At 69.6% G+C, this 18,402-nt stretch carries 15 protein-coding genes; 12 read left to right on the top strand and 3 right to left on the bottom strand.

Going from position 1 to position 18,402, the window contains the following annotated elements; all coding sequences use genetic code 11:
• The first annotated feature begins 15 nt into the window (after nucleotides 1–15).
• From N2M23_RS15885 to N2M23_RS15855, 7 genes are all read left to right on the top strand, one after another.
• Complete coding sequence (locus N2M23_RS15885) at nucleotides 16–1,212, top strand: branched-chain amino acid ABC transporter permease (protein WP_425270249.1); 1,197 nt, start codon at nucleotides 16–18, stop codon at nucleotides 1,210–1,212.
• Nucleotides 1,209–2,111, top strand: coding sequence for an ABC transporter ATP-binding protein (locus N2M23_RS15880; protein ID WP_265446793.1), 903 nt, complete (start codon nucleotides 1,209–1,211; stop codon nucleotides 2,109–2,111). The genes N2M23_RS15885 and N2M23_RS15880 overlap by 4 nt, the downstream gene beginning before the upstream one ends.
• The gene (locus N2M23_RS15875) at nucleotides 2,098–2,808 is read left to right on the top strand and encodes an ABC transporter ATP-binding protein (protein WP_265446791.1); all 711 of its coding nucleotides are present in this window, start codon (nucleotides 2,098–2,100) and stop codon (nucleotides 2,806–2,808) included. Before N2M23_RS15880 ends, N2M23_RS15875 begins: the two co-directional genes overlap by 14 nt.
• A gap of 138 nt (nucleotides 2,809–2,946) precedes the next feature.
• Nucleotides 2,947–3,534, top strand: coding sequence for a GNAT family N-acetyltransferase (locus N2M23_RS15870; protein ID WP_265446790.1), 588 nt, complete (start codon nucleotides 2,947–2,949; stop codon nucleotides 3,532–3,534).
• A 110-nt stretch (nucleotides 3,535–3,644) separates the two neighbouring features.
• Nucleotides 3,645–4,142 (top strand): pyridoxamine 5'-phosphate oxidase family protein, encoded by a 498-nt coding sequence (locus N2M23_RS15865; protein ID WP_265446788.1) that lies wholly within the window; start codon nucleotides 3,645–3,647, stop codon nucleotides 4,140–4,142.
• Between the two features lie 20 nt (nucleotides 4,143–4,162).
• Entirely contained in the window at nucleotides 4,163–4,570 is a 408-nt protein-coding gene (locus N2M23_RS15860) for a YciI family protein (protein WP_265446787.1), read from the top strand.
• A complete protein-coding gene (locus N2M23_RS15855; RefSeq protein WP_265446785.1) occupies nucleotides 4,567–5,733 on the top strand; it encodes an RNA polymerase sigma factor in 1,167 nt (388 codons plus the stop codon). Before N2M23_RS15860 ends, N2M23_RS15855 begins: the two co-directional genes overlap by 4 nt.
• Nucleotides 5,734–5,780: 47 nt before the next feature.
• On the opposite strand, the gene N2M23_RS15850 is transcribed toward N2M23_RS15855, so the two are convergent.
• Nucleotides 5,781–6,167: a PaaI family thioesterase gene (locus N2M23_RS15850; RefSeq protein ID WP_265446995.1), complete on the bottom strand. Its 387-nt coding sequence runs from the start codon at nucleotides 6,165–6,167 to the stop codon at nucleotides 5,781–5,783.
• 88 nt (nucleotides 6,168–6,255) lie between these two features.
• Here N2M23_RS15850 and polA point away from each other — a divergent pair, with 88 nt between their 5' ends.
• The gene (gene polA, locus N2M23_RS15845) at nucleotides 6,256–8,937 is read left to right on the top strand and encodes a DNA polymerase I (protein ID WP_265446783.1); all 2,682 of its coding nucleotides are present in this window, start codon (nucleotides 6,256–6,258) and stop codon (nucleotides 8,935–8,937) included.
• Between the two features lie 33 nt (nucleotides 8,938–8,970).
• Here the strand turns inward: polA and N2M23_RS15840 are convergent, their stop codons facing one another.
• Together N2M23_RS15840 and N2M23_RS15835 are read right to left on the bottom strand one after the other, a co-directional pair.
• The gene (locus N2M23_RS15840) at nucleotides 8,971–9,516 is read right to left on the bottom strand and encodes a hypothetical protein (RefSeq protein WP_265446781.1); all 546 of its coding nucleotides are present in this window, start codon (nucleotides 9,514–9,516) and stop codon (nucleotides 8,971–8,973) included.
• 79 nt (nucleotides 9,517–9,595) lie between these two features.
• Entirely contained in the window at nucleotides 9,596–11,272 is a 1,677-nt protein-coding gene (locus tag N2M23_RS15835; RefSeq protein ID WP_265446779.1) for a hypothetical protein, read from the bottom strand.
• 78 nt (nucleotides 11,273–11,350) lie between these two features.
• On the opposite strand from N2M23_RS15835, the gene N2M23_RS15830 reads away from it, so the two are divergent.
• The 4 genes from N2M23_RS15830 to N2M23_RS15815 all read left to right on the top strand — a co-directional run bounded on the left by N2M23_RS15830 (nucleotide 11,351) and on the right by N2M23_RS15815 (nucleotide 18,371).
• Complete coding sequence (locus tag N2M23_RS15830) at nucleotides 11,351–12,331, top strand: nucleotidyltransferase family protein (protein ID WP_265446778.1); 981 nt, start codon at nucleotides 11,351–11,353, stop codon at nucleotides 12,329–12,331.
• A gap of 64 nt (nucleotides 12,332–12,395) precedes the next feature.
• A complete protein-coding gene (locus N2M23_RS15825) occupies nucleotides 12,396–14,351 on the top strand; it encodes an acyltransferase family protein (RefSeq protein WP_265446777.1) in 1,956 nt (651 codons plus the stop codon).
• Nucleotides 14,348–16,333 carry an SGNH/GDSL hydrolase family protein gene (locus N2M23_RS15820; protein ID WP_265446775.1) on the top strand — a complete coding sequence of 662 codons (1,986 nt, stop codon included), beginning with the start codon at nucleotides 14,348–14,350 and terminating at the stop codon, nucleotides 16,331–16,333. The genes N2M23_RS15825 and N2M23_RS15820 overlap by 4 nt, the downstream gene beginning before the upstream one ends.
• On the top strand, nucleotides 16,326–18,371 hold the full coding sequence (locus tag N2M23_RS15815) for an acyltransferase family protein (RefSeq protein WP_265446773.1): 2,046 nt from the start codon (nucleotides 16,326–16,328) through the stop codon (nucleotides 18,369–18,371). Before N2M23_RS15820 ends, N2M23_RS15815 begins: the two co-directional genes overlap by 8 nt.
• Nucleotides 18,372–18,402 lie beyond the last annotated feature (31 nt).

Here is an 18,402-nt window from a genome sequence, read left to right as displayed (position 1 = left end):
GGGAAGAGGCGCGGCATGAGCATGGGTAAGGATCCGCTCGGCGGAGTGCACGCCGAGCAGCAGGAGGACAACGCGCAGGCGGCGGAGGATCAACCGCGTTCTGGTGGTGTGCTCGGCGGCGTACGCCGGTGGTGGGCCGGCTTGGAACGGTGGCAGCAGTGGATCCTGCTCGCCGTATTTCTTGTGCTGGTGCTGTTGCTGCCGGTCATCAACCCGCCGATCATCAGCACGCCGGACACCGATTTCTCGATTGCCTGCTTCAACATGGCCCGGTTCGCGCTGGCCGCGCTCGGCCTCAACGTGGTGGTCGGGCAGGCGGGGCTGCTCGACCTGGGATACGTCGGGTTCTTCGCGATCGGCTGTTATGTCGCGGCGCTGTGGACCAGCCCGGACAGCAGCTACGTGCACATCCCGTATCTCTTCACGCTGCCGCTCGCGATGGTCGTCACCGCGTTCTTCGGGATCTTGCTGGGTGTGCCGACGCTGCGATTGCGCGGCGACTACCTGGCGATCGTGACGCTCGGCTTCGGCGAGATCATCCGGCTGCTTGCCAACATCGTGCCGGCGCTGAAGGGCAACACCGGCTTCCAGAACATCGGTATGCCGCCGGGCACCCGCGACGGCAAGCCATTGTTCGAGAACGGCACCGCGTGGTACATGCTGACGGTCCTGATCATCGTCGCGGTGATGCTGCTGCTGGGTAACCTCGAGCGTTCTCGTGTCGGGCGCGCGTGGATCGCCATACGAGAGGACGAGGACGCGGCCGAGACCATGGGCGTGCCGACGTTCAAGTACAAGCTGTGGGCGTTCGCGATCGGTGCGGCGATCGGTGGTCTGTCCGGTGCGTTGTTCGCCGGCCAGGTCGGCTTCATCAACAACCAACGGTTCGACGTGCCGACATCGATGCTCTTCCTGGCTGCTGTGGTGCTGGGCGGTTCGGGCAACAAGTTCGGCGCGATCATCGGCGGGGCGATCGTGTCCTACGTGCCTGACCGGTTCACCGGCATCGCCGACTACAAGTACCTGATCTTCGGAGTGGTGCTGGTCGTGCTGATGATCTTCCGGCCGCAGGGCCTGCTGCCGGCCCGCAACCACCTGCTCGCCGCCATCCGAAGACTGCGCGACTGGGTGGGCAGCGCGCCCTCCGGCACACCGAGCACGGCCGCGACCGGGGCAACGTCGGTCAGCCTGGGTAAGGAGAAGGACCGATGAGCCAGGTGCCTGAGCCGGAGGAGACCCCGACCGGCCCGGACGGCGTGCCGATCACCCAGGAGGAGATCGCCGACATCGTCGCGCCGGATCGCGAGATCGCGGTCAGCGAGGGCGAGCCGCTGGTCCAATTGGACGAGTTGACAGTGCAATTCGGTGGTTTGACCGCACTGGATCACGTGACGTTCGACATCAACCGCGGTGAGATCCTCGGCCTGATCGGACCCAACGGTGCCGGCAAGACGACCTGCTTCAACGCGATGACCGGTGTCTACAAGCCGTCCTCGGGGGACGTCACGATGGAAGGGGTGTCCCTGCTCGGCAAGAAGCGACACGCGATCACCCGCGCCGGCATCGCGCGCACCTTCCAGAACATCCGGCTGTTCGGTGAGATGACCGCCTTGGAGAACGTCGTCGTCGGCCTGGACGCCCGGCACGGCACGAGCGTCCCGGGCGCGATCTTCCGGCTGCCGCGTCACGTGCGCGAGGAGCGCGAGTCGATCGACCGCGGTATGGCGCTGCTGGAGTTCGTCGGCATCGCCGACCAGGCGATGTCGCCGTCGCGCAGCCTGCCCTACGGCTACCAGCGCAGGCTGGAGATCGCGCGGGCGCTCGCGACCGAGCCGAAGCTGCTCTGCCTGGACGAGCCGGCGGCCGGCTTCAACCCGGCCGAGAAGCAGGAGCTGATGCAGCTCATCCGGCAGATCCGCGACGACGGTTACACGGTGCTGCTCATCGAGCACGACATGAAGCTCGTGATGGGCGTGACCGACCGCATCGTGGTGCTGGAGTTCGGGCGCAAGATCGCCGACGGCGCACCGCAGCAGATTCAGCAGGATCCGGCCGTGATTGCGGCATACCTGGGCGTTGAGGAAGACGAGGACGACGATGGCGTTGCTTGAGCTGGACGACGTGAGCGTCCACTACGGGCGGATCCAGGCCATCCACGACATGTCGATCCACGTGGAAGAGGGTGAGATCGTCTCGCTGATCGGGGCCAACGGTGCCGGCAAGACCACCACGATGCGGGCCGTCGCCGGCCTGCTCGGGCTGTCGGGCGGGTCGATCACCTTCGACGGGGACGACATCTCCCGCACCAAGGCGCACCTGCGGGTGGTGCGCGGCATCTCGCTGACTCCGGAAGGGCGCGGCATCTTCCCGTCGATGACCGTCCTGGAGAACCTCGACATGGGCGCCTACGCCCGCAAGGACAAGTCGAGCATGTCGGCCGACTTCGACCGGGTCTTCGACCTGTTCCCGCGCCTGAAGGAGCGGCAGAAGCAGAGCGGCGGCACGATGTCCGGCGGCGAGCAGCAGATGCTTGCCATCGGCCGGGCGCTGATGGCGCACCCGAAGCTGCTGCTGCTCGACGAGCCGTCGATGGGGTTGGCCCCGCAGTTCATCCGGCAGATCTTCCGGATTATCAAGGAGGTCAACCAGCAGGGCACCACGGTGCTGCTGGTGGAGCAGAACGCCAACCAGGCGCTCAAGCTCGCCAACCGGGCCTACATCCTCGAGACCGGCCGGATCACCCGGGAAGGCAGCGGCGCCGAACTCGCCGCCGACGACGCGGTGAAGGCGGCCTACCTCGGCGGCTGAGCGGCGCAGGTTACCGATGAGTCGGGGTGTGACAACTGACTGTTCCAACCCTGTGTCGGGCACCCGGGTGGGAGGCGTACGCTGCCGTCTGCAGTCGTGCATTCAACTACTCATCGGTGTCTGCCACGGAGGACGTCAATGGCCAGATCGGCCGTGCAGGTCGCGCGGGTCAGCCCGGGCGACGAGGAGCGGTTCGCCGCTTTGTGGGTGGAGTCTCGAGCCGCCCAGGGTTTGTCGGCCGACCACGCCGAACGCACCATTCGCGAGGGCCGCCTGCGGGTCTCGTGTCAGCGCGAGGACGTGCGCATCTACCTCGCCACGATCGACGAGGAGCCGGTCGGCTTCACCGTCGTCATGCACGGCCCGGTCAGTGCGCTCAACGACGACATCGCGGTCTGGATCGACCTGCTCTGGGTGAAGCCGGGGCGGCGCCAGCGCGGGGTCGCCAAGGCGTTGCTGGCGATGGTTGCGTCATACGCCGAGCACCTGGGTGCCTCCGACATCGTCTCCTGCGTGCCGGCGACCAGCCGCGACGCCAACCGGTTCTTCGCCCGGCTCGGTTTTGCGTCGGTGGTCACTGAGCGCACCACGACCGCCGCCGCGCTGCGTCGCCGGTTGGCAGGCAGCCATCACCCGCCCTCGGTGTCCGAGGCAGTACGCCGCCGGCGGTCGCTGCGCGCCCGCTCCCGCACCCGGGTCGCGATGGCGTCCTCGTCGGCGGAGTAGCCGCCGCAAACTTTTCTCGCGGGGATGTCGAGAAGCTCCGGACCGCTCCGTCCCAGGGGTACGAGCCGCCCACCACGGCGGCCCGACACCTCTGGAACAGGAGCAAGACGATGGACCAACAAGACGTCACCGAGGTCCTGAACCGTCCGGGCAGCGCGGAACTACTGGCCCGCGACATTGCGCGCCTGGCGTATGTCGCGGCCGACGGCACCCCGCGGTGCATCCCGATCGCGTTCGCCTGGAACGGCTCGACGTTGGTGCTGTGCACCAGCACCAACGCGCCCAAGCTGCCCTCGCTGCGGCGCAACCCGCAGGTCGCGCTGACGATCGACACCGAGGTGCACCCACCGAAGATCCTGCTGATCCGAGGCACCGTCGAACTCGACCTCGTGGAGGGCATCCCCGAGGAGTATCTGCAGATCAACGGCAGTTACCGGATGAGCGACGAACAGCGGGTGGAGTGGGAGGCCGAGGTGCGCTCGCTCTACCCGGCGATGGTGCGGATCGTTGTGACCCCGACCTGGGCGAAGCTGATCGACTTCGAGCACACCTTGCCCAGCGCCGTCGAGGAACTGGTCCGGGCACGCGCCGCGCGGCAAGATGCCTGAGGCAGGAAGGGAAACCCACCATGGCCAAGTATCTGATGCTCAAGCACTATCGCGGCGCACCGGCCGCGCCGAACGACGTGCCGATGGACCAGTGGACACCGGACGAACTCGCCGCGCACCTGAAGTACATGGACGACTTCGCCGAGCGACTGGAGCAGTCCGGGGAGTTCGTCAGTGGTCAGGCGCTGTCGCCGCAGGGTGTGTGGGTGCGGGCCGGTGGCGAGGGGGAGCCGCCCGTGGTCGACGGGCCGTTCGCCGAGACCAAGGACCTGATCGCCGGGTGGATGATCATCGACGTCGACAGCTACGACCGCGCGGTCGAACTGGCCGGTGAGTTGTCGGACGCCCCCGGCGCCGGCGGCAAGCCGATCCGGGAATGGCTGGAACTGCGACCGTTCCTCGACGACTCGGCCGATCTGACCGAGTGAACGAGACGCAGCTGCGGAACCTGGTGCCCGCGGTCATCGGGGTGCTCGTCCGGCGCGGAGCGGACTTCGCGTCGGCCGAGGATGCCGTGCAGGAGGCGCTGCTCAAGGCGCTCGAGTCCTGGCCGGGCGACCCGCCGCGCGACCCGATGGGCTGGCTCGTCACCGTCGCGTGGCGCAAGTTCCTCGACGCGCGGCGGGCCGAATCATCGCGCACAGCAAGAGAATTCGCGGTCGACTCCGCGGCCGTGACCGGCCCGGCATACGGCATGGACGACTCGTTGTGGCTCTACTTCCTCTGCGCTCATCCGTCGCTGTCGCCCGGGTCGGCGGTCGCGCTGACGCTGCGCGCCGTCGGTGGTCTGACGACCCGCCAGATCGCTCGCGCGCACCTGGTGCCGGAGGCGACGATGGCGCAACGGATCAGCCGGGCGAAGCGCACGGTCGCGGACGTGCCGCTCGACCGGCCTGGGTCGCTCGAGACCGTGCTGCGGGTGCTCTACCTGGTGTTCAACGAGGGGTACGGCGGCGACATCGAGCTCGCGGTCGAGGCGATCCGGCTGACCCGGCAGCTGGCGTCGCTGTCGGACGACCCGGAGGTGGCCGGGTTGCTCGCGCTGATGCTGCTGCACCACTCGCGACGCGCATCGCGCACGGACGTCTCCGGCAGGCTGGTGCCGCTGGCCGAGCAGGACCGGACGCGCTGGGACACCGCCCTGATCGCCGAGGGCGTCGGGGTGCTGCGTGCTGCGCTCGAGCGGGACCGGTTGGGCCAATATCAGGCGCAGGCGGCCATCGCAGCCTTGCACGCGGACGCGGCGAGTGCTGCCGAGACGGACTGGGTGCAGATCGTCGAGTGGTACGACGAGTTGCTCGCCATCGCCGATTCCCCTGTGGTGCGGCTCAACCGGGCCGTCGCCCTGGGGGAGGCCGAGGGGCCGCTCGTCGGGCTGGCCGAGCTCGACCGGCTCGACGCGAGGCTGCCTCGCCATACGGCGGCGCGGGCGCACCTGGTCGAAGCCGCCGGCGACCTGGCCTCGGCCGCACGGTGGTACGCCGAGGCAGCCGACCTCGCGACGAGCGTGCCGGAGCGCGATCATCTGATCCGGCAGGCCGCGCGGCTGCGGCAGGAATCGGCCGGGCGCGCAACTCGTAAGCAGGAGTGACGCCAGCGTCACGGTCGCTTACGGGATGCGGGCGCCCACGAGCGGGATTACTGGGCCTTGGGTGCGGTGTCGCGCAGCAGACAGGTGATGCGCGAGGTGCAGAGACGGTTGCCGTCCTCGTCGGTGATCACCACGTCGTACGACGCGAGCGTCCGCCCGAGCGAGAGCGCGGTGGCGGTGCCGGTCACCAGGCCGGAGCGGGCACCGCGGTGATGCGTGGCGTTGATGTCGAGCCCGACCGCGATGCGGCCCTCGCCGGCGTGCAGCGCAGCGCCCACCGACCCGAGGGTCTCGGCGAGCACCACACTCGCGCCGCCGTGCAGCAGTCCGTAGGGCTGATTGTTGCCCTCGACCGGCATGGTCGCCACGATCCGCTGCGGGGTCGCTTCGACGAACTGGATGCCCATCTTCTCGCCGAGCGTGCCGGCATTCATCTCGTTGAAGAACGTCACCAGGTCGGTGCCGACGGCGGGGGTGGGGGATGTGGCTGCGTTGTCGGTCATGGCCCATAGGGTGGCACGCGTGAAACGCCTGCTGCTGCTCGACGGTCATTCCCTGGCTTACCGCGCCTTCTACGCCCTGCCGGTCGAGAACTTCTCGACCACCACCGGTCAGCCCACCAACGCGGTCTACGGCTTCACCTCGATGCTGATCAACGTGCTGCGCGACGAGGACCCGACGCACGTCGCGGTGTGCTTCGACGTCTCCCGGCAGACCTTCCGCGCGGAGGAGTACGCCGAATACAAGGCCGGCCGCGCCAAGACGCCCGACGAGTTCAAGGGCCAGGTCTCGCTGGTGCACGAGATCCTCGACGCGCTGAAGATCCGCTACGTCGAACTCGCCGGCTGGGAGGCCGACGACCTGATCGCGACCCTGTCCACGCAGGCGGAGGAGCAGGGCTTCGACGAGGTGCTGGTGGTCAGCGGCGACCGCGACGCGATGCAGCTGGTCACCGACAAGGTGACGGTGCTCTATCCGGCCAAGGGCGTCTCCGACCTCTGGCGGATGACGCCGGCCAAGGTCGAGGAGCGCTACCTGGTGCCGCCGGCCAGCTATCCCGACCTCGCCGCGCTCGTCGGTGAGAAGTCCGACAACCTGCCCGGCGTGCCGGGCGTCGGCGCCAAGACCGCCGCCAAGTGGATCAACCTGTATGGCGACCTGCCCGGCATCGTGGATCACGTCGGCGAGATCAAGGGCAAGGTCGGCGACGCGCTGCGCGAACACCTGGACGGTGTGCTGCGCAACCGGCGGCTCAACCAGCTGGTGCGCGATGTCGAGCTGCCGGTGACCGTCGACGATCTGCAACGGCAGGTGTGGGACCGCGACCAGGTGCACCAGGTCTTCGACGGCCTGGAGTTCCGGGTGCTGCGCGAGCGGTTGTTCGCCACTCTCGAGGCGGCCGGTGACGAGGCCGAGGGCAGCATCGAGGTCGACGGCCAGGTGCTCGCCCCGGACGACGTCGCCGAGTGGGTCGAGCAGGAGCTGTCGACCGAGGAGCGGGCCGGGGTGCACGTGCTCGGCCAGTGGGCACGCGGCACCGGCGACGTGCGCGCCCTCGCGATCGCCGTGGGCGGCGAGGAGGACGGCCGGGCGGCATACATCGACCTGGAGACGCTGCCGAGCGAGGGCGAGCAGGCGGTCCGCGAGTGGCTGGCCGACCCGACCCGCAGCAAGGTGCTGCACGACGCCAAGGGGCCGATGCAGGCCCTGCACGCCGCTGGGTTGCCGCTCGCCGGGCTGGTCAGCGACACCGCGCTGGCGGCCTACCTGGTGCGGCCCGATCAGCGTGCCTACGACCTGTCCGATCTGGTGATGCGGCACCTGCGCCGGGAGTTGCGGCCCGAGCAGGACGACCCGGCACAGGGCATGCTCGACCTCGACGGCCACGACTCCGCGGCGCAGGAGGCGATGGTGCAGGCCCGGGCGGTGCTCGACCTGGCCACCGCGCTCGACGAGGAGCTGGAGCGCACCGAGGGCACCAAGCTGCTGGCCGACATCGAGCTTCCGCTCATCGACGTGCTCGCGGCGATGGAGCGCTTCGGCATCTACGCAGACCCGGACGTGCTCGACGGTCTCGAACGCGACTACGCCGACTCGCTCGACAAGGCCGCCGAGGATGCTTACGAGGCGATCGACGGGGAGCGCATCAATCTGGGTTCGCCCAAGCAGCTGCAGGTGGTGCTCTTCGAGACGTTGCAGATGCCGAAGACCAAGAAGACCAAGACCGGCTACACCACCGACGCCGACGCACTCACCGAGCTCTACGCAAAGACCGAGCACCCCTTCCTGGAAGCCCTTCTGCGACACCGGGATTCGTCCCGGTTGCGGGTGACCGTCGAGGGTCTGATCAAGTCGATCGCCGACGACGCGCGCATCCACACCACCTACCAGCAGACGATCGCCGCGACCGGCCGTCTGTCGTCGACCGACCCCAACCTGCAGAACATCCCGATCCGCACCGAGGCCGGGCGCCGCATCCGCGAGGCGTTCGTCGTGGGCAACGGATACGACGCGCTGATGTCGGCCGACTACAGCCAGATCGAGATGCGCATCATGGCCCACCTGTCCGGTGACGAGGGGCTGATCGAGGCGTTCCGCACCGGCGAGGACCTGCACCGCTTCGTCGGGTCGCGGGTCTTCGCCGTCGAGCCCGAGGACGTCACCGCTGAGATGCGCGCCAAGGTCAAGGCGATGTCCTACGGCCTGGCCTACGGGCTGTCGGCATACGGGTTGTCGCGGCAGCTGGCCATCACCACCGGCGAGGCGAGCACGTTGATGGAGGAGTACTTCGCCCGGTTCGGCGGGGTGCGTGACTACCTGCGCGAGGTCGTCGACGAGGCGCGGCGCACCGGCTACACCGAGACCATGCTCGGCCGGCGGCGCTACCTGCCCGACCTGACCTCGGACAACCGGCAACGCCGGCAGATGGCCGAGCGGATGGCGCTCAACGCGCCCATCCAGGGCAGCGCCGCCGACGTGATCAAGCTGGCCATGCTGCGGGTCGATCAGGCCCTGCGTGCGGAGAAGCTTGCCTCACGGATGTTGCTGCAGGTGCACGACGAACTCGTGCTCGAGGTCGCACCCGGGGAGCGGGAAGAGCTCGAGAAGCTGGTCCGTCGTGAGATGGGCGCCGCCGTCGAGCTCGACGTGCCGCTCGACGTCAGCGTCGGGGTGGGCAACTCCTGGCACGCCGCCGCGCACTGACCTGCATCGACGTGCCGCGGGGTGCGCCGCGCGTCAGTAGCGCTTGCCGTCGGAGTCGCGTAGCTGGGCTCGGGTGGTGGCCTGCTCGTGGTCGGCTGCCGTGGCATCCGTAGCGGACCCCTCGTCGCCGCGGTCGTAGCGGGGTCGGTCGTCATCCTGATCGCGGTCACCGGTGGCGCGGGAGTCCGAACGCTCGCCGTCCCGGTCGCGATCGCCCTCGTCGTGTCGGTCATCGTGCCGGTCGACGTCGGTGCGCACCGCCCGGGTTTCCTGGCGCCGGTCGGCGCCGAACAGCAGGCCGCCGACGATCGCGGTCAGCAGCGCGAGCACGATGCAGGCGATCGCACGGTACTTGTAGACGTCGGTGATCTTGCCGCAGGCGCCCTCGGCGAACCCGCCGGTCATCGGGCTGGAGGCCGAGCCACAGCCGAAGACCGACCCGGACTGGGTGCGCACCGAGGTGACCGGGACGAAGTAGAAGTAGACGGCGGCAACCACGAACCCGAGCGCGATGAGCACGCAGATCTTGGTGCCGGTGCGCAGTGACAGGACGGTGCGGGTCTCGAACTCCTCGGCCATGGTCGGCATGTTACTCACCAGTGGGCTTCGCCGGGGTAACTTGCGCGGGGCGCGGCGCCGGCTGCTCGCCGGTGCCCGGTCAGGGGCGCAGCTGATCGGGCACGCGCACCCAGGCGCGGACCGCCGGACCACCCTTATCGGCGGGCACCAGGTCGACGACCTGGGTGCCGGCGGGCGGCGCCGGCCAACTGCCGTCGGGCCTGGCTTCGACGAGGCTTACCTGCGCGTACGAGTCCGGCGGCAGCGGGTCGGCGGCGTCCACGTGGTAGGCGTCGGTGTCCTCTGGGGTTTTTCGGGCCAGCATGTAGTAGGCGTGATAACCGCGTCGGTCCAACTGGAATCCGACCGCCGAGTTCATGGTGAGCGCCGTGAGCCCGGTGCCGCCGACCTTGACCCCCGAGCCGGGTGCCACGTGCTGGGACAGGTACGGGATCAGCCGGTCGGTCGCGGTGCGCGCCCGGTCCATCGCCGTCCAGTTCGGGGCCGTGGCACCGACGGAGGCGAACACCGCGAACAGCGCCGCGACTGCCCCCGCCGCGCGCCAGCCCCCGGGCCCGAGCCGGAACGTCCGCACGTGGGCCGGCGCCAGCTCCCAACCTCGTATGACGAGAGCCGCGATCAGGAAGACCCCGATCGCGAAGACCGGCATCGTCCAGTAGGTCACCGGGAACCCGGCCATGTAGGTCAGGCCCCAGGTCTCGGCCGCGACCGCAACAAGCGCGACACCGCAGGCGGTGCTGCCGGCGGTCCGCGGCAGCTTGCGCCCGGCGAACCCGCCGAGTGCCGCCAGCACGAGCACGACCGCTCCGAACGACGCGGCGAGCCCGCCGCGCGTCGCGGCATACCCGTCGGTGAACCGGCCGAAGCCGAGACTGCCGAGCTGACCCAGCGGGTAGGCGAACGCGCGCGACCAGGGCGTCCCGGTCGCCTTCGACTCGCTGCGATAGCGCCACAGCTGGGTCAGGTTGTTGGGGGAGTAGAGCACCAACTCGAGCAGCGACGGCAGCCACACCAGCACCAGCACCCCGCCGGCGATCGCCCACGAGCGCAGCAGCTTGCGGCGTTGCTCCGGGGACCGGTCCGGATCGTCGCGTCGGCGCAGCAGCCGGACCAGACCGACCAGCGCGAGCACCACGGTCAGCCCGACCACGAACGGGGTGAACGCCAGGTTGGCCTGCGCGACATACGAAGCGCTCACGACATACACCCAGAGCATCGCGAGGTAGCCGTCGAGGACGGCCCAGGCGCTGACCAGCACCAGCAACGCCGGCAGCGCCGCGACGTAGGTGTTGAGCGGCCGGACCAGCACCTCCGGCCCGAGCACCCACTGCAGCACGACGACCGCCGCGGTGATCGGGATGGCGGTGCGCAGCCCGCGCAGCCGCCAGGCGATCAGCACGGTGCCGGCGATCGCGAGGGCGTTGACGACGAGCACGGCGGTGAGGATGCCGAGGTTGTGGAAACCGAAGAGCAACGCGACCGGAGCGGCCAGGTAGAACTCGAGCGGACCCGGGTGGTGGCTGTCGACCTTGCCGGGCTGCAGACCGGAGGTTGAGTTCTGGCCCATCACCGGCGGATTGGTGCTGAACACCATCCGGATCCGGTCGGCGATCACGGCGTCGTCACCCTCCGGGGACCAGCCGTGCGCGACGGTGCGCAGGTAGGCCAGCACCAGCGGGATGAGCGCAATCAGCACCAGGTAGGTGACGGGGGAGCGGGCGATGGTCCGCAGCCGTCGCGCGACCGACACGGGCATGCTGCTCCTCCAGAGATCTCGGTCGCGGATGTCCCGCGCACGTTACCCGTTGGTACGGCGAATGCGCATAATGCCTGCATGAACGTGTCGGCCGTGGTGCTGGCCGGCGGCGTCGGCTCCCGGATGCGGCCACTGACCGACAACCGGCCAAAACCGTTGCTGCCGTTGGGTCGTGAGCCGCTGATCGGCTACCAGTTGCGCCGGCTCGCGGCGGTCGGGGTGCGGCGGGTCGTCATCGCCACCGGCTACCGGGCCGCCGACTTCCCGGCGGCGCTGGGCGACGGCAGCGACTACGGCGTGGCCCTGTCGTATGTCGCCGAGGACACGCCGCTCGGCACCGGTGGCGCGGCTGCCGCGGCGGCCCGGGAGCTGCCGGAGGCCGACCGGCTGATCGTGCTCAACGGCGACCTGTTGTCCAGCCACGACCTGCGCGCCCAGCTGGGCGCCGCCGACGGCCGCGCACTGTGCCTGCACGTGCGGCAGGTGCCGGATGTCGCGGCATACGGCTCGGTGCGGCTGGCGGTGGACGGCCGGGTGCTGGAATTTGCCGAGAAGACCGGCAGCGGTCCCGGCACCATCAACGCGGGCAGTTACGTGATCGACGCGGCGCTGCTGCGGGGACTCCCGGCGCGCCCGGCCTCGCTCGAACGTGATGTCTTCCCACGCCTGGTCGATAGCGGTATGCCGGTGCTCGGGCACGTCGCCGACGGCTACTTCCGGGACGTCGGCGACCCGTTCGCCTATCGCGACGCGAGCGCGGACGCGGTAACCGGCGCGCTGCCCGACGCACCGGCGGGCGACCCGCAGAGGTATGTCGCAGCCTCCGCAGACGTGGCACCTTCGGCGCAGATCGCCGACGGCAGCAGCGTGCACGCCGATGCCGTCGTGGCGCGGGACGCGCAACTACGGGGCACGGTGGTGCTGCCCGGAGCGCGCGTCGGCGCCGGCGTGGGGCTCGACCGGTGCGTGGTCGCGCCCGGCACGCGGGTGCCGGACGGCATACAGCTGGCGGACACGGTGGTCACAGATTCGCTACCCGCCGGTACGCCCACGCTGTGACCGCCGTCTCACGTGACTATGCTGACGCGACGCACCGACCTGACCCCGACGTAATAACGAGCAGATGAGCCCACGACCCACCGGCGGCGGTTACCGCCCGGCGCTCGACGGCCTGCGTGCCGTCTCGGTGCTGACGATCATGCTGTTCCACGTGCCCTACGACTGGGTAACCGGCGGCTACTGGTCGGTGAACGTCTTCTTCGTGGTGTCCGGCTACCTGATCACCGGGCTGCTGCTGAAGGAGCTGGACCGGTGGGGTTCGATCGATCTGGTCGGCTTCTACGCGCGGCGGGCCAAGCGCCTGCTGCCGGCGCTGCTGCTGATGCTCGTCGTGGTGTCACTCGCGGTGCCGCGCATCTTCGGCGACCAGACGCCGGCCACGATCAAGGGTGACGGTCTCGCCGCGCTGTTCTACGTCGCCAACTGGCGGATGATCCTCACCGGCCAGTCCTATTTTGAGCAGTTCGGCACCGCGGTCGAGTCACCGTTCAAGCACGCCTGGACGCTGGGCATCGAGGAGCAGTACTACCTGATCTTCCCGATCCTGATGATCGTGTTGTTCAAGGCCTTCGGGCGGGGCGGGCGCGGCAAGATCCTGGCGGTGATGATCGCGCTCGCCGGGCTGTCGGCCCTGGTGATGGCGCTGGTCTATGTGCCGGGCGGCGACCCGTCGCGGGTCTACTACGGCACCGACACCCGGATGCAGGACATCCTGGTCGGCGCCGCGCTCGCGGTCGCGTTGTCGATGGTGCCGCGCCAGCGGCTCGCCGCTTTCACCGCGAAGCGGCGCACCGAGATCGTCGTGCTCGGGTGGGTTGTCGCTGCGCTGACGCTCTTCTGGTTCTTCTTCATCCCGGCGAGCGGCTGGGTGTTCTACGGCGGCTATCTGCTCTTCGACTCGATGTTCGCGCTGCTGATCCTGTCGGTCGAGTTGCTGCCGGCCAGCTCGGTGGCGCGCGTCATCTCGTGGCGGCCGCTGGCCTGGATCGGGATGCTGTCCTACGGGCTGTACCTATGGCACTTCCCGCTCTTCGTGGTGATGACGCCCGAGCACCTGAACATCTCGGGCGTGCCGTTGCAGATCGCCCGGTTCGCAGCCACCTTCCTGCTGGCGACCGCTTCCTATTATCTGGTCGAGAACCCGATCCGCAAGGGTGCGCTACGGCGGCTCGGGAAGCGGATCAGCGCCGTCGTCCCGCTCGCTGCGGTCGCCGCGACCGCAGCCGTTATCGCGCTCTCGGTCAACGGTCTGCGTCTCGCGCCTGCCGCGCAGGCCGGATCCAACACCGTCGTGTCCGGGGAAGGCGACGGCAAATACTCACTGCTCATCGTCGGGGACTCGGTCGGCTTCAGCCTCGGCTACAACTTCCCCAAGCAGGTTTACCCGGACGTGAAACCCACCGCGACAGTCGATTTCGGCTGCGGCACCGCCGAGCAGAACGTCATCGTCAGCGGCAAACGGCAGCCGTCGGAGAAGGGCTGCGACAACGTCTTCATGCACTGGTCCGACGGGGTCGGCAGCACCAAACCGAAGGTCGTCGTGTGGACCCTCGGTCCGTGGGAGGTGTTCGACCACTACGTGGGCGACAAGAACCTCGCCGTCGGCAGCCCGGCCTACGCCGACTACCTGCTCGGCCGGATGGAAGAAGGCCTGCAGACCATGCAGAAGGCCGCGGGCGCGCAGAAACTACCGGTCGTCATACCCAAGGTGCCGTGCCTGGGCCAGCCGAAGTACGTCGTCAACGGCGTCAACATGGCGACCGACCGCAACGACCCGCAGCGTGCCGCGGCCGTCAACGACATCCTGGAGAAGTTCGCGGCCAAGCACCCGGACCAGGTGCACCTTGCCGACACGAGCCAACTCGTCTGTCCCACCGGCAAATTCACCGAGAAGGTGAATGGCGTGAAGCTGCGGGACGACGGGGTGCACTACACCCAGGCGGGCGCCGTCGCGTTCTGGAAATGGTTGATGCCGCAGATCGCCAAGTGGGTGCCCGGCACACCCGCAGGCAAACCGTGAGCACGCCGGGCGAGCGCCGGTCGACTGCGCCGGCGCCGCACCTGCCGGCCCTCGACGGGATCCGCGGCGTGCTGGTGATCTTCCTGTTGACCTACCACTTCGGCATCGACCGGCTGCAGGGGGCGTGGCTGACGCTCAACGTGTTCTTCGTGCTGTCGGGCTTCCTCATCGTCCGGCTGCTCGTCGCCGAACGGGTCACGACCGGCAAGCTGCGCTTCGGCGCGTTCTACGCCCGCCGGGCCCGACGACTCTTCCCGGCTCTCGGTGCGCTGCTGCTCACCGTGCTGGTCTGGGGATTCCTCTTCGCCTCCGACGCCCAGCGCGGGCCGCTGCGCTGGGACGTGCTGGCGACCATGGGCTACTTCATGAACTGGCGGCTGATCTCACAGAGCAACCAGTACTTCGTGCAGTTCACCGAGCCGTCGATGTTGCAGCACACCTGGTCGCTGTCGGTCGAGGAGCAGTTCTACCTCGTGGCACCGCTGCTCGTGCTCGGGCTGACCGCCTGGCTGCGCTCGCGGCGTGCGCTGGTCGCGGTGTTCGTCGGGCTCGCCGTGGTGTCGGCGCTCTGGATGGCGTATGTCGGTGTCGGATCCGAGGTGGCGCGCTCGCACACCTACTACGGCACCGACACCCGCGCCCAGTCGCTGCTGCTCGGCGCCGCGCTCGGCGCCTGGCTGGCGCCACGGGCCGCCGGTGACCGCACGCCGATGCCGCGCTTCGGCAAGCAGACCGTGCAGTACGTCGGCTGGACCGCTCTCGCGATCAGCGTCATCGGCTTCGTGGTCGCCGACCCGCAAACCAATCTGATGACCCGCGGCGGCATGTTCGCCCTGTCGATCGCGATGGTCGCCTGGGTGTGGGCTGCCGCCGACGACCGGATCGGCCCCCTGCAGCGGGCGCTCGCGGTCCCGCCGCTCGCGGCGCTCGGCCGGATCTCCTACGGCTGCTATCTATGGCACTGGCCGATCGGGCTCTGGCTCGCGCAGGCGATGCCCGATGATGGGGCCGCGGTCCGGGTGGTGCTCGGCTTCGCGCTGACCATCGGCATCGCGGTGCTGTCCTACCAGCGGCTGGAGCTGCCGGTCCGGCGGGAGGGGCTGCGTGCGATCGCCGGCAAGCTGCTCACCGCGCGCTCGATCGCGGCCGGCTGCATCGTCGCGCTCGCGCTTGGCGCGGTCGGGGTGGGCGCCAAGGCATCGGCCGGGGTGCCCGCGACCGATGCACCCACGCGGATCGTGCCGCTGGTCGCGGGTCAGGCGTCATACCAGAAGCCGGAGAGAGCGGTTTCGGTTGCGGTGTATGGCGATTCGGTCGCGGACCGGTTGGCCGGCGACTATCCGGAGGCGAACTTCCCTCGGCTGCGGGTGGTGGACGCGGCGGTGTCGGGGTGCGACCTGCTCGATGAGCCCTACTACAACCCGGCGACCGAGCGAATGACCGGCAACCTCGCCGACTGCCGGCGGGCCAAGGACGCCTGGCCGCAGCAACTACGCAAGGACCGGCCCGAGTTGCTGCTGATCTTCCCCTCCACCCTGCTGACCCTGCCGCACCGCATCGACGGGCAGACCCGCAGCCTGGGCCAGCCGCGGTATGCGGCAGCGGTCGAGCAGCGGCTCGATGAGGTGCGCGCCGGGGCGCAGCGGACCGGCACGAAGGTCGCGGTCGTGACAATGGCGTGCCTGGACGAGTCGACCGCGTCGCCGGAGTTTGTCGGCGCGTTCCGCAAGAACGCGCCGGCTGCCCTGTCCGAGCTGCGAAAACCGGTGCACATCAACGCGATCCTGCGGCGATGGGCAGATCGCAACGCCGCGCCGGTCATCGATCTGGGCCGCGCTGTCTGCCCGGCCGGTGCTCCGGCCCGCCCCGGGGGCGTCACCCTCTTCGCCGACGGTGTGCACTTCGACCCGGCCGGCGCGGCGGTCATCTGGGGCTGGCTGGCGCCACAACTCGTGCGGTTGACGGGCTCGCGCGATGGCTGACCCGAAACCCCGGCGGCGGGCGATCCACGAGCGGGCCGGTGACCATTACCTGCCCGCGATCGACGGCTTCCGCGGCATCGGCGTCCTCGTCGTGCTGCTCTACCACGCCGGCTGGAGCGTGCTGACCGGAGCGTTCCTGGCGATCGACATGTTCTTCGCGGTGAGCGGCTACCTGATCACCTCACTGCTGCTGCGGCAACGGGACCGGTGGGGCACGATTCCGTTGCTGACCTTCTGGTCGGGGCGCGCGCGGCGACTGCTGCCGGCGATGACCGCGGTGGTGCTGCTCGCCGCGTTCTACGCCAAGTTCCTCGCCGACGCCACGACGCTCGAGCGGTTCCGCTGGGACATGATCTCGGCGCTCACCTTCTGGTCCAACTGGCGGTTCATCGAGGACAAGCAGTCCTACTTCGAGACCGGCAGCACGGTCTCGCCACTGCTGCACACCTGGTCGCTGTCGATCGAGGAGCAGTTCTATCTCGTCTGGCCGTTGCTGCTGCTCGGCTGGCTCGCGCTGCGCAAGGGCCGACTGCGCGGGCTGCCGACCGCGCTGCTCATCGGCGCCGTGGTGTCGGCGGTCGCGATGGCGCTGCAATATCAGCCCTACGGTGACCCGTCGGCGGTCTACTACAACACCTTCACCCGCGCCCAGGCGCTGCTGCTCGGCTGTGCGCTCGCGGTGCTGCTGGCGCAACAGAGCCGCCGCAGACGCGACGCCGCCCGGCGTCCGGTGACCGTGCTGATGGGCGTGCGGTTGCACCGCGACACCCTCTCGGCGATCGCCGGATGGGCGGGGCTGGCGTGGCTGTTCGTCATACCGCTGTTCGTCGACGACCGCAGCCAATGGGTCTTCCGCGGCGGCTTCTTCGTGTCCGCACTGTTCGCCGTCGGTGTCTGCTGGCACCTGGCCACGGTCCGCCACGGACTGCTCAGCCGGCTGCTCGCGTGGGCGCCGCTCGCGGCGATCGGGCGGCGCATCTACGGGCTCTACATCTGGCACTGGCCGCTGTTCCTGATTCTCAACGAACAACGCACCGGCCTGTCCGGCCTCGCGCTCCTGGTGCTGCGGATGGCCGTCGTCTTCGTGGTCGCCTACAGCTTCGACTGGGCGGTCGAGCGGCCGATCCGGCACGGGGCGCTGCGCCGGCTGATGCCACACGGCGGGGTGATCGCCGCCGGCCTCGCGCTCGCCGTCGGCATCACCGGCGCGTTCGTCTCCACCGCCAACGCACGCGACCCGATCTTCGGCACGGCGCTGCCGGGCAACATCACCACGGTCACCGGGCCGATGCGCTCCGGGCAGGACCGGATCGCACTGTTCGGTGACTCGGTCGCGTTCACCCTCTGGAAGTACTTCCCGCAGCGGGACCACCCGGACGTCAGCCTCGGTTCCAGCACCCAGCTCGGCTGCGGCATCGCGATCCCGCAGGAGTTGCAGGTCGCGCAGTTCCGCACCCAGCCGACGTCGCAGTGCGCCGACTGGGAGCAGCGGTGGGCGGCGCTGGTCGAGCAGACCCGGCCCCGCCTGTCGGTCGTGGTGTCGGGCTCGGCCGAGCTGTTCGACCGCTGGGACGGTGGACGCCTGCTGCGGGTGGGCACGCCCGAGTGGCGCACCGCGCTCACCCGGGCCTACGGCGAGGCGGTCGACGTGGCGGGCGCCCACGGGCGCTACCCGGTCGCACTCGCGGGCATCCCTTGCTACGACCGGCGCGGCGCCACCGGTGCCGCGGCGTTGCCCGGCGTCGACCCGCGGATGGACGCGGCGTCCGCCGACGTCCAGAACGACCCACGGCGTCAGCAAGCGGTCAACGACATACTCGCCGAGGTCGCGCGCACCCACCCCAGGACGACCGTGCTCGACCTGCGCAGCTGGCTGTGCCCCGGCGGCAGCTACCAGGCGCGGATCGACGGCTCGGTGCTGCGCCCCGACGGCGTGCACTTCGACAAGGCCGGCGGCGCCGCCTGGTGGCGCCATTTCGCGCCCCAGCTGCGGAAGCTCTACGGACCCGCGGTGCCGGTCAGCTCGATCTCCCAGTGAGGCATTCCGCGACGCGACCTGACCGGTGAGT

Origin of the sequence: Flexivirga meconopsidis (assembly GCF_026162425.1) — a bacterium.
Classification (GTDB): domain Bacteria; phylum Actinomycetota; class Actinomycetes; order Actinomycetales; family Dermatophilaceae; genus Flexivirga; species Flexivirga meconopsidis.
Note: the sequence above shows the minus strand (reverse complement) of the source record. Positions and strands in the feature narration are given on the sequence as shown.

Coding starts and splice junctions, on each gene's coding strand:
- N2M23_RS15850 (WP_265446995.1), bottom strand. CDS start 6,167: ATGAATGCCGGCACGCTCGGCGAGAAGATGGGCATCCAGTTCGTCGAA.
- N2M23_RS15860 (WP_265446787.1), top strand. CDS start 4,163: ATGGCCAAGTATCTGATGCTCAAGCACTATCGCGGCGCACCGGCCGCG.
- N2M23_RS15870 (WP_265446790.1), top strand. CDS start 2,947: ATGGCCAGATCGGCCGTGCAGGTCGCGCGGGTCAGCCCGGGCGACGAG.
- N2M23_RS15875 (WP_265446791.1), top strand. CDS start 2,098: ATGGCGTTGCTTGAGCTGGACGACGTGAGCGTCCACTACGGGCGGATC.
- N2M23_RS15815 (WP_265446773.1), top strand. CDS start 16,326: ATGGCTGACCCGAAACCCCGGCGGCGGGCGATCCACGAGCGGGCCGGT.
- N2M23_RS15825 (WP_265446777.1), top strand. CDS start 12,396: ATGAGCCCACGACCCACCGGCGGCGGTTACCGCCCGGCGCTCGACGGC.
- N2M23_RS15885 (WP_425270249.1), top strand. CDS start 16: ATGAGCATGGGTAAGGATCCGCTCGGCGGAGTGCACGCCGAGCAGCAG.
- N2M23_RS15865 (WP_265446788.1), top strand. CDS start 3,645: ATGGACCAACAAGACGTCACCGAGGTCCTGAACCGTCCGGGCAGCGCG.
- N2M23_RS15840 (WP_265446781.1), bottom strand. CDS start 9,516: ATGGCCGAGGAGTTCGAGACCCGCACCGTCCTGTCACTGCGCACCGGC.
- N2M23_RS15835 (WP_265446779.1), bottom strand. CDS start 11,272: ATGCCCGTGTCGGTCGCGCGACGGCTGCGGACCATCGCCCGCTCCCCC.
- N2M23_RS15830 (WP_265446778.1), top strand. CDS start 11,351: ATGAACGTGTCGGCCGTGGTGCTGGCCGGCGGCGTCGGCTCCCGGATG.
- N2M23_RS15880 (WP_265446793.1), top strand. CDS start 1,209: ATGAGCCAGGTGCCTGAGCCGGAGGAGACCCCGACCGGCCCGGACGGC.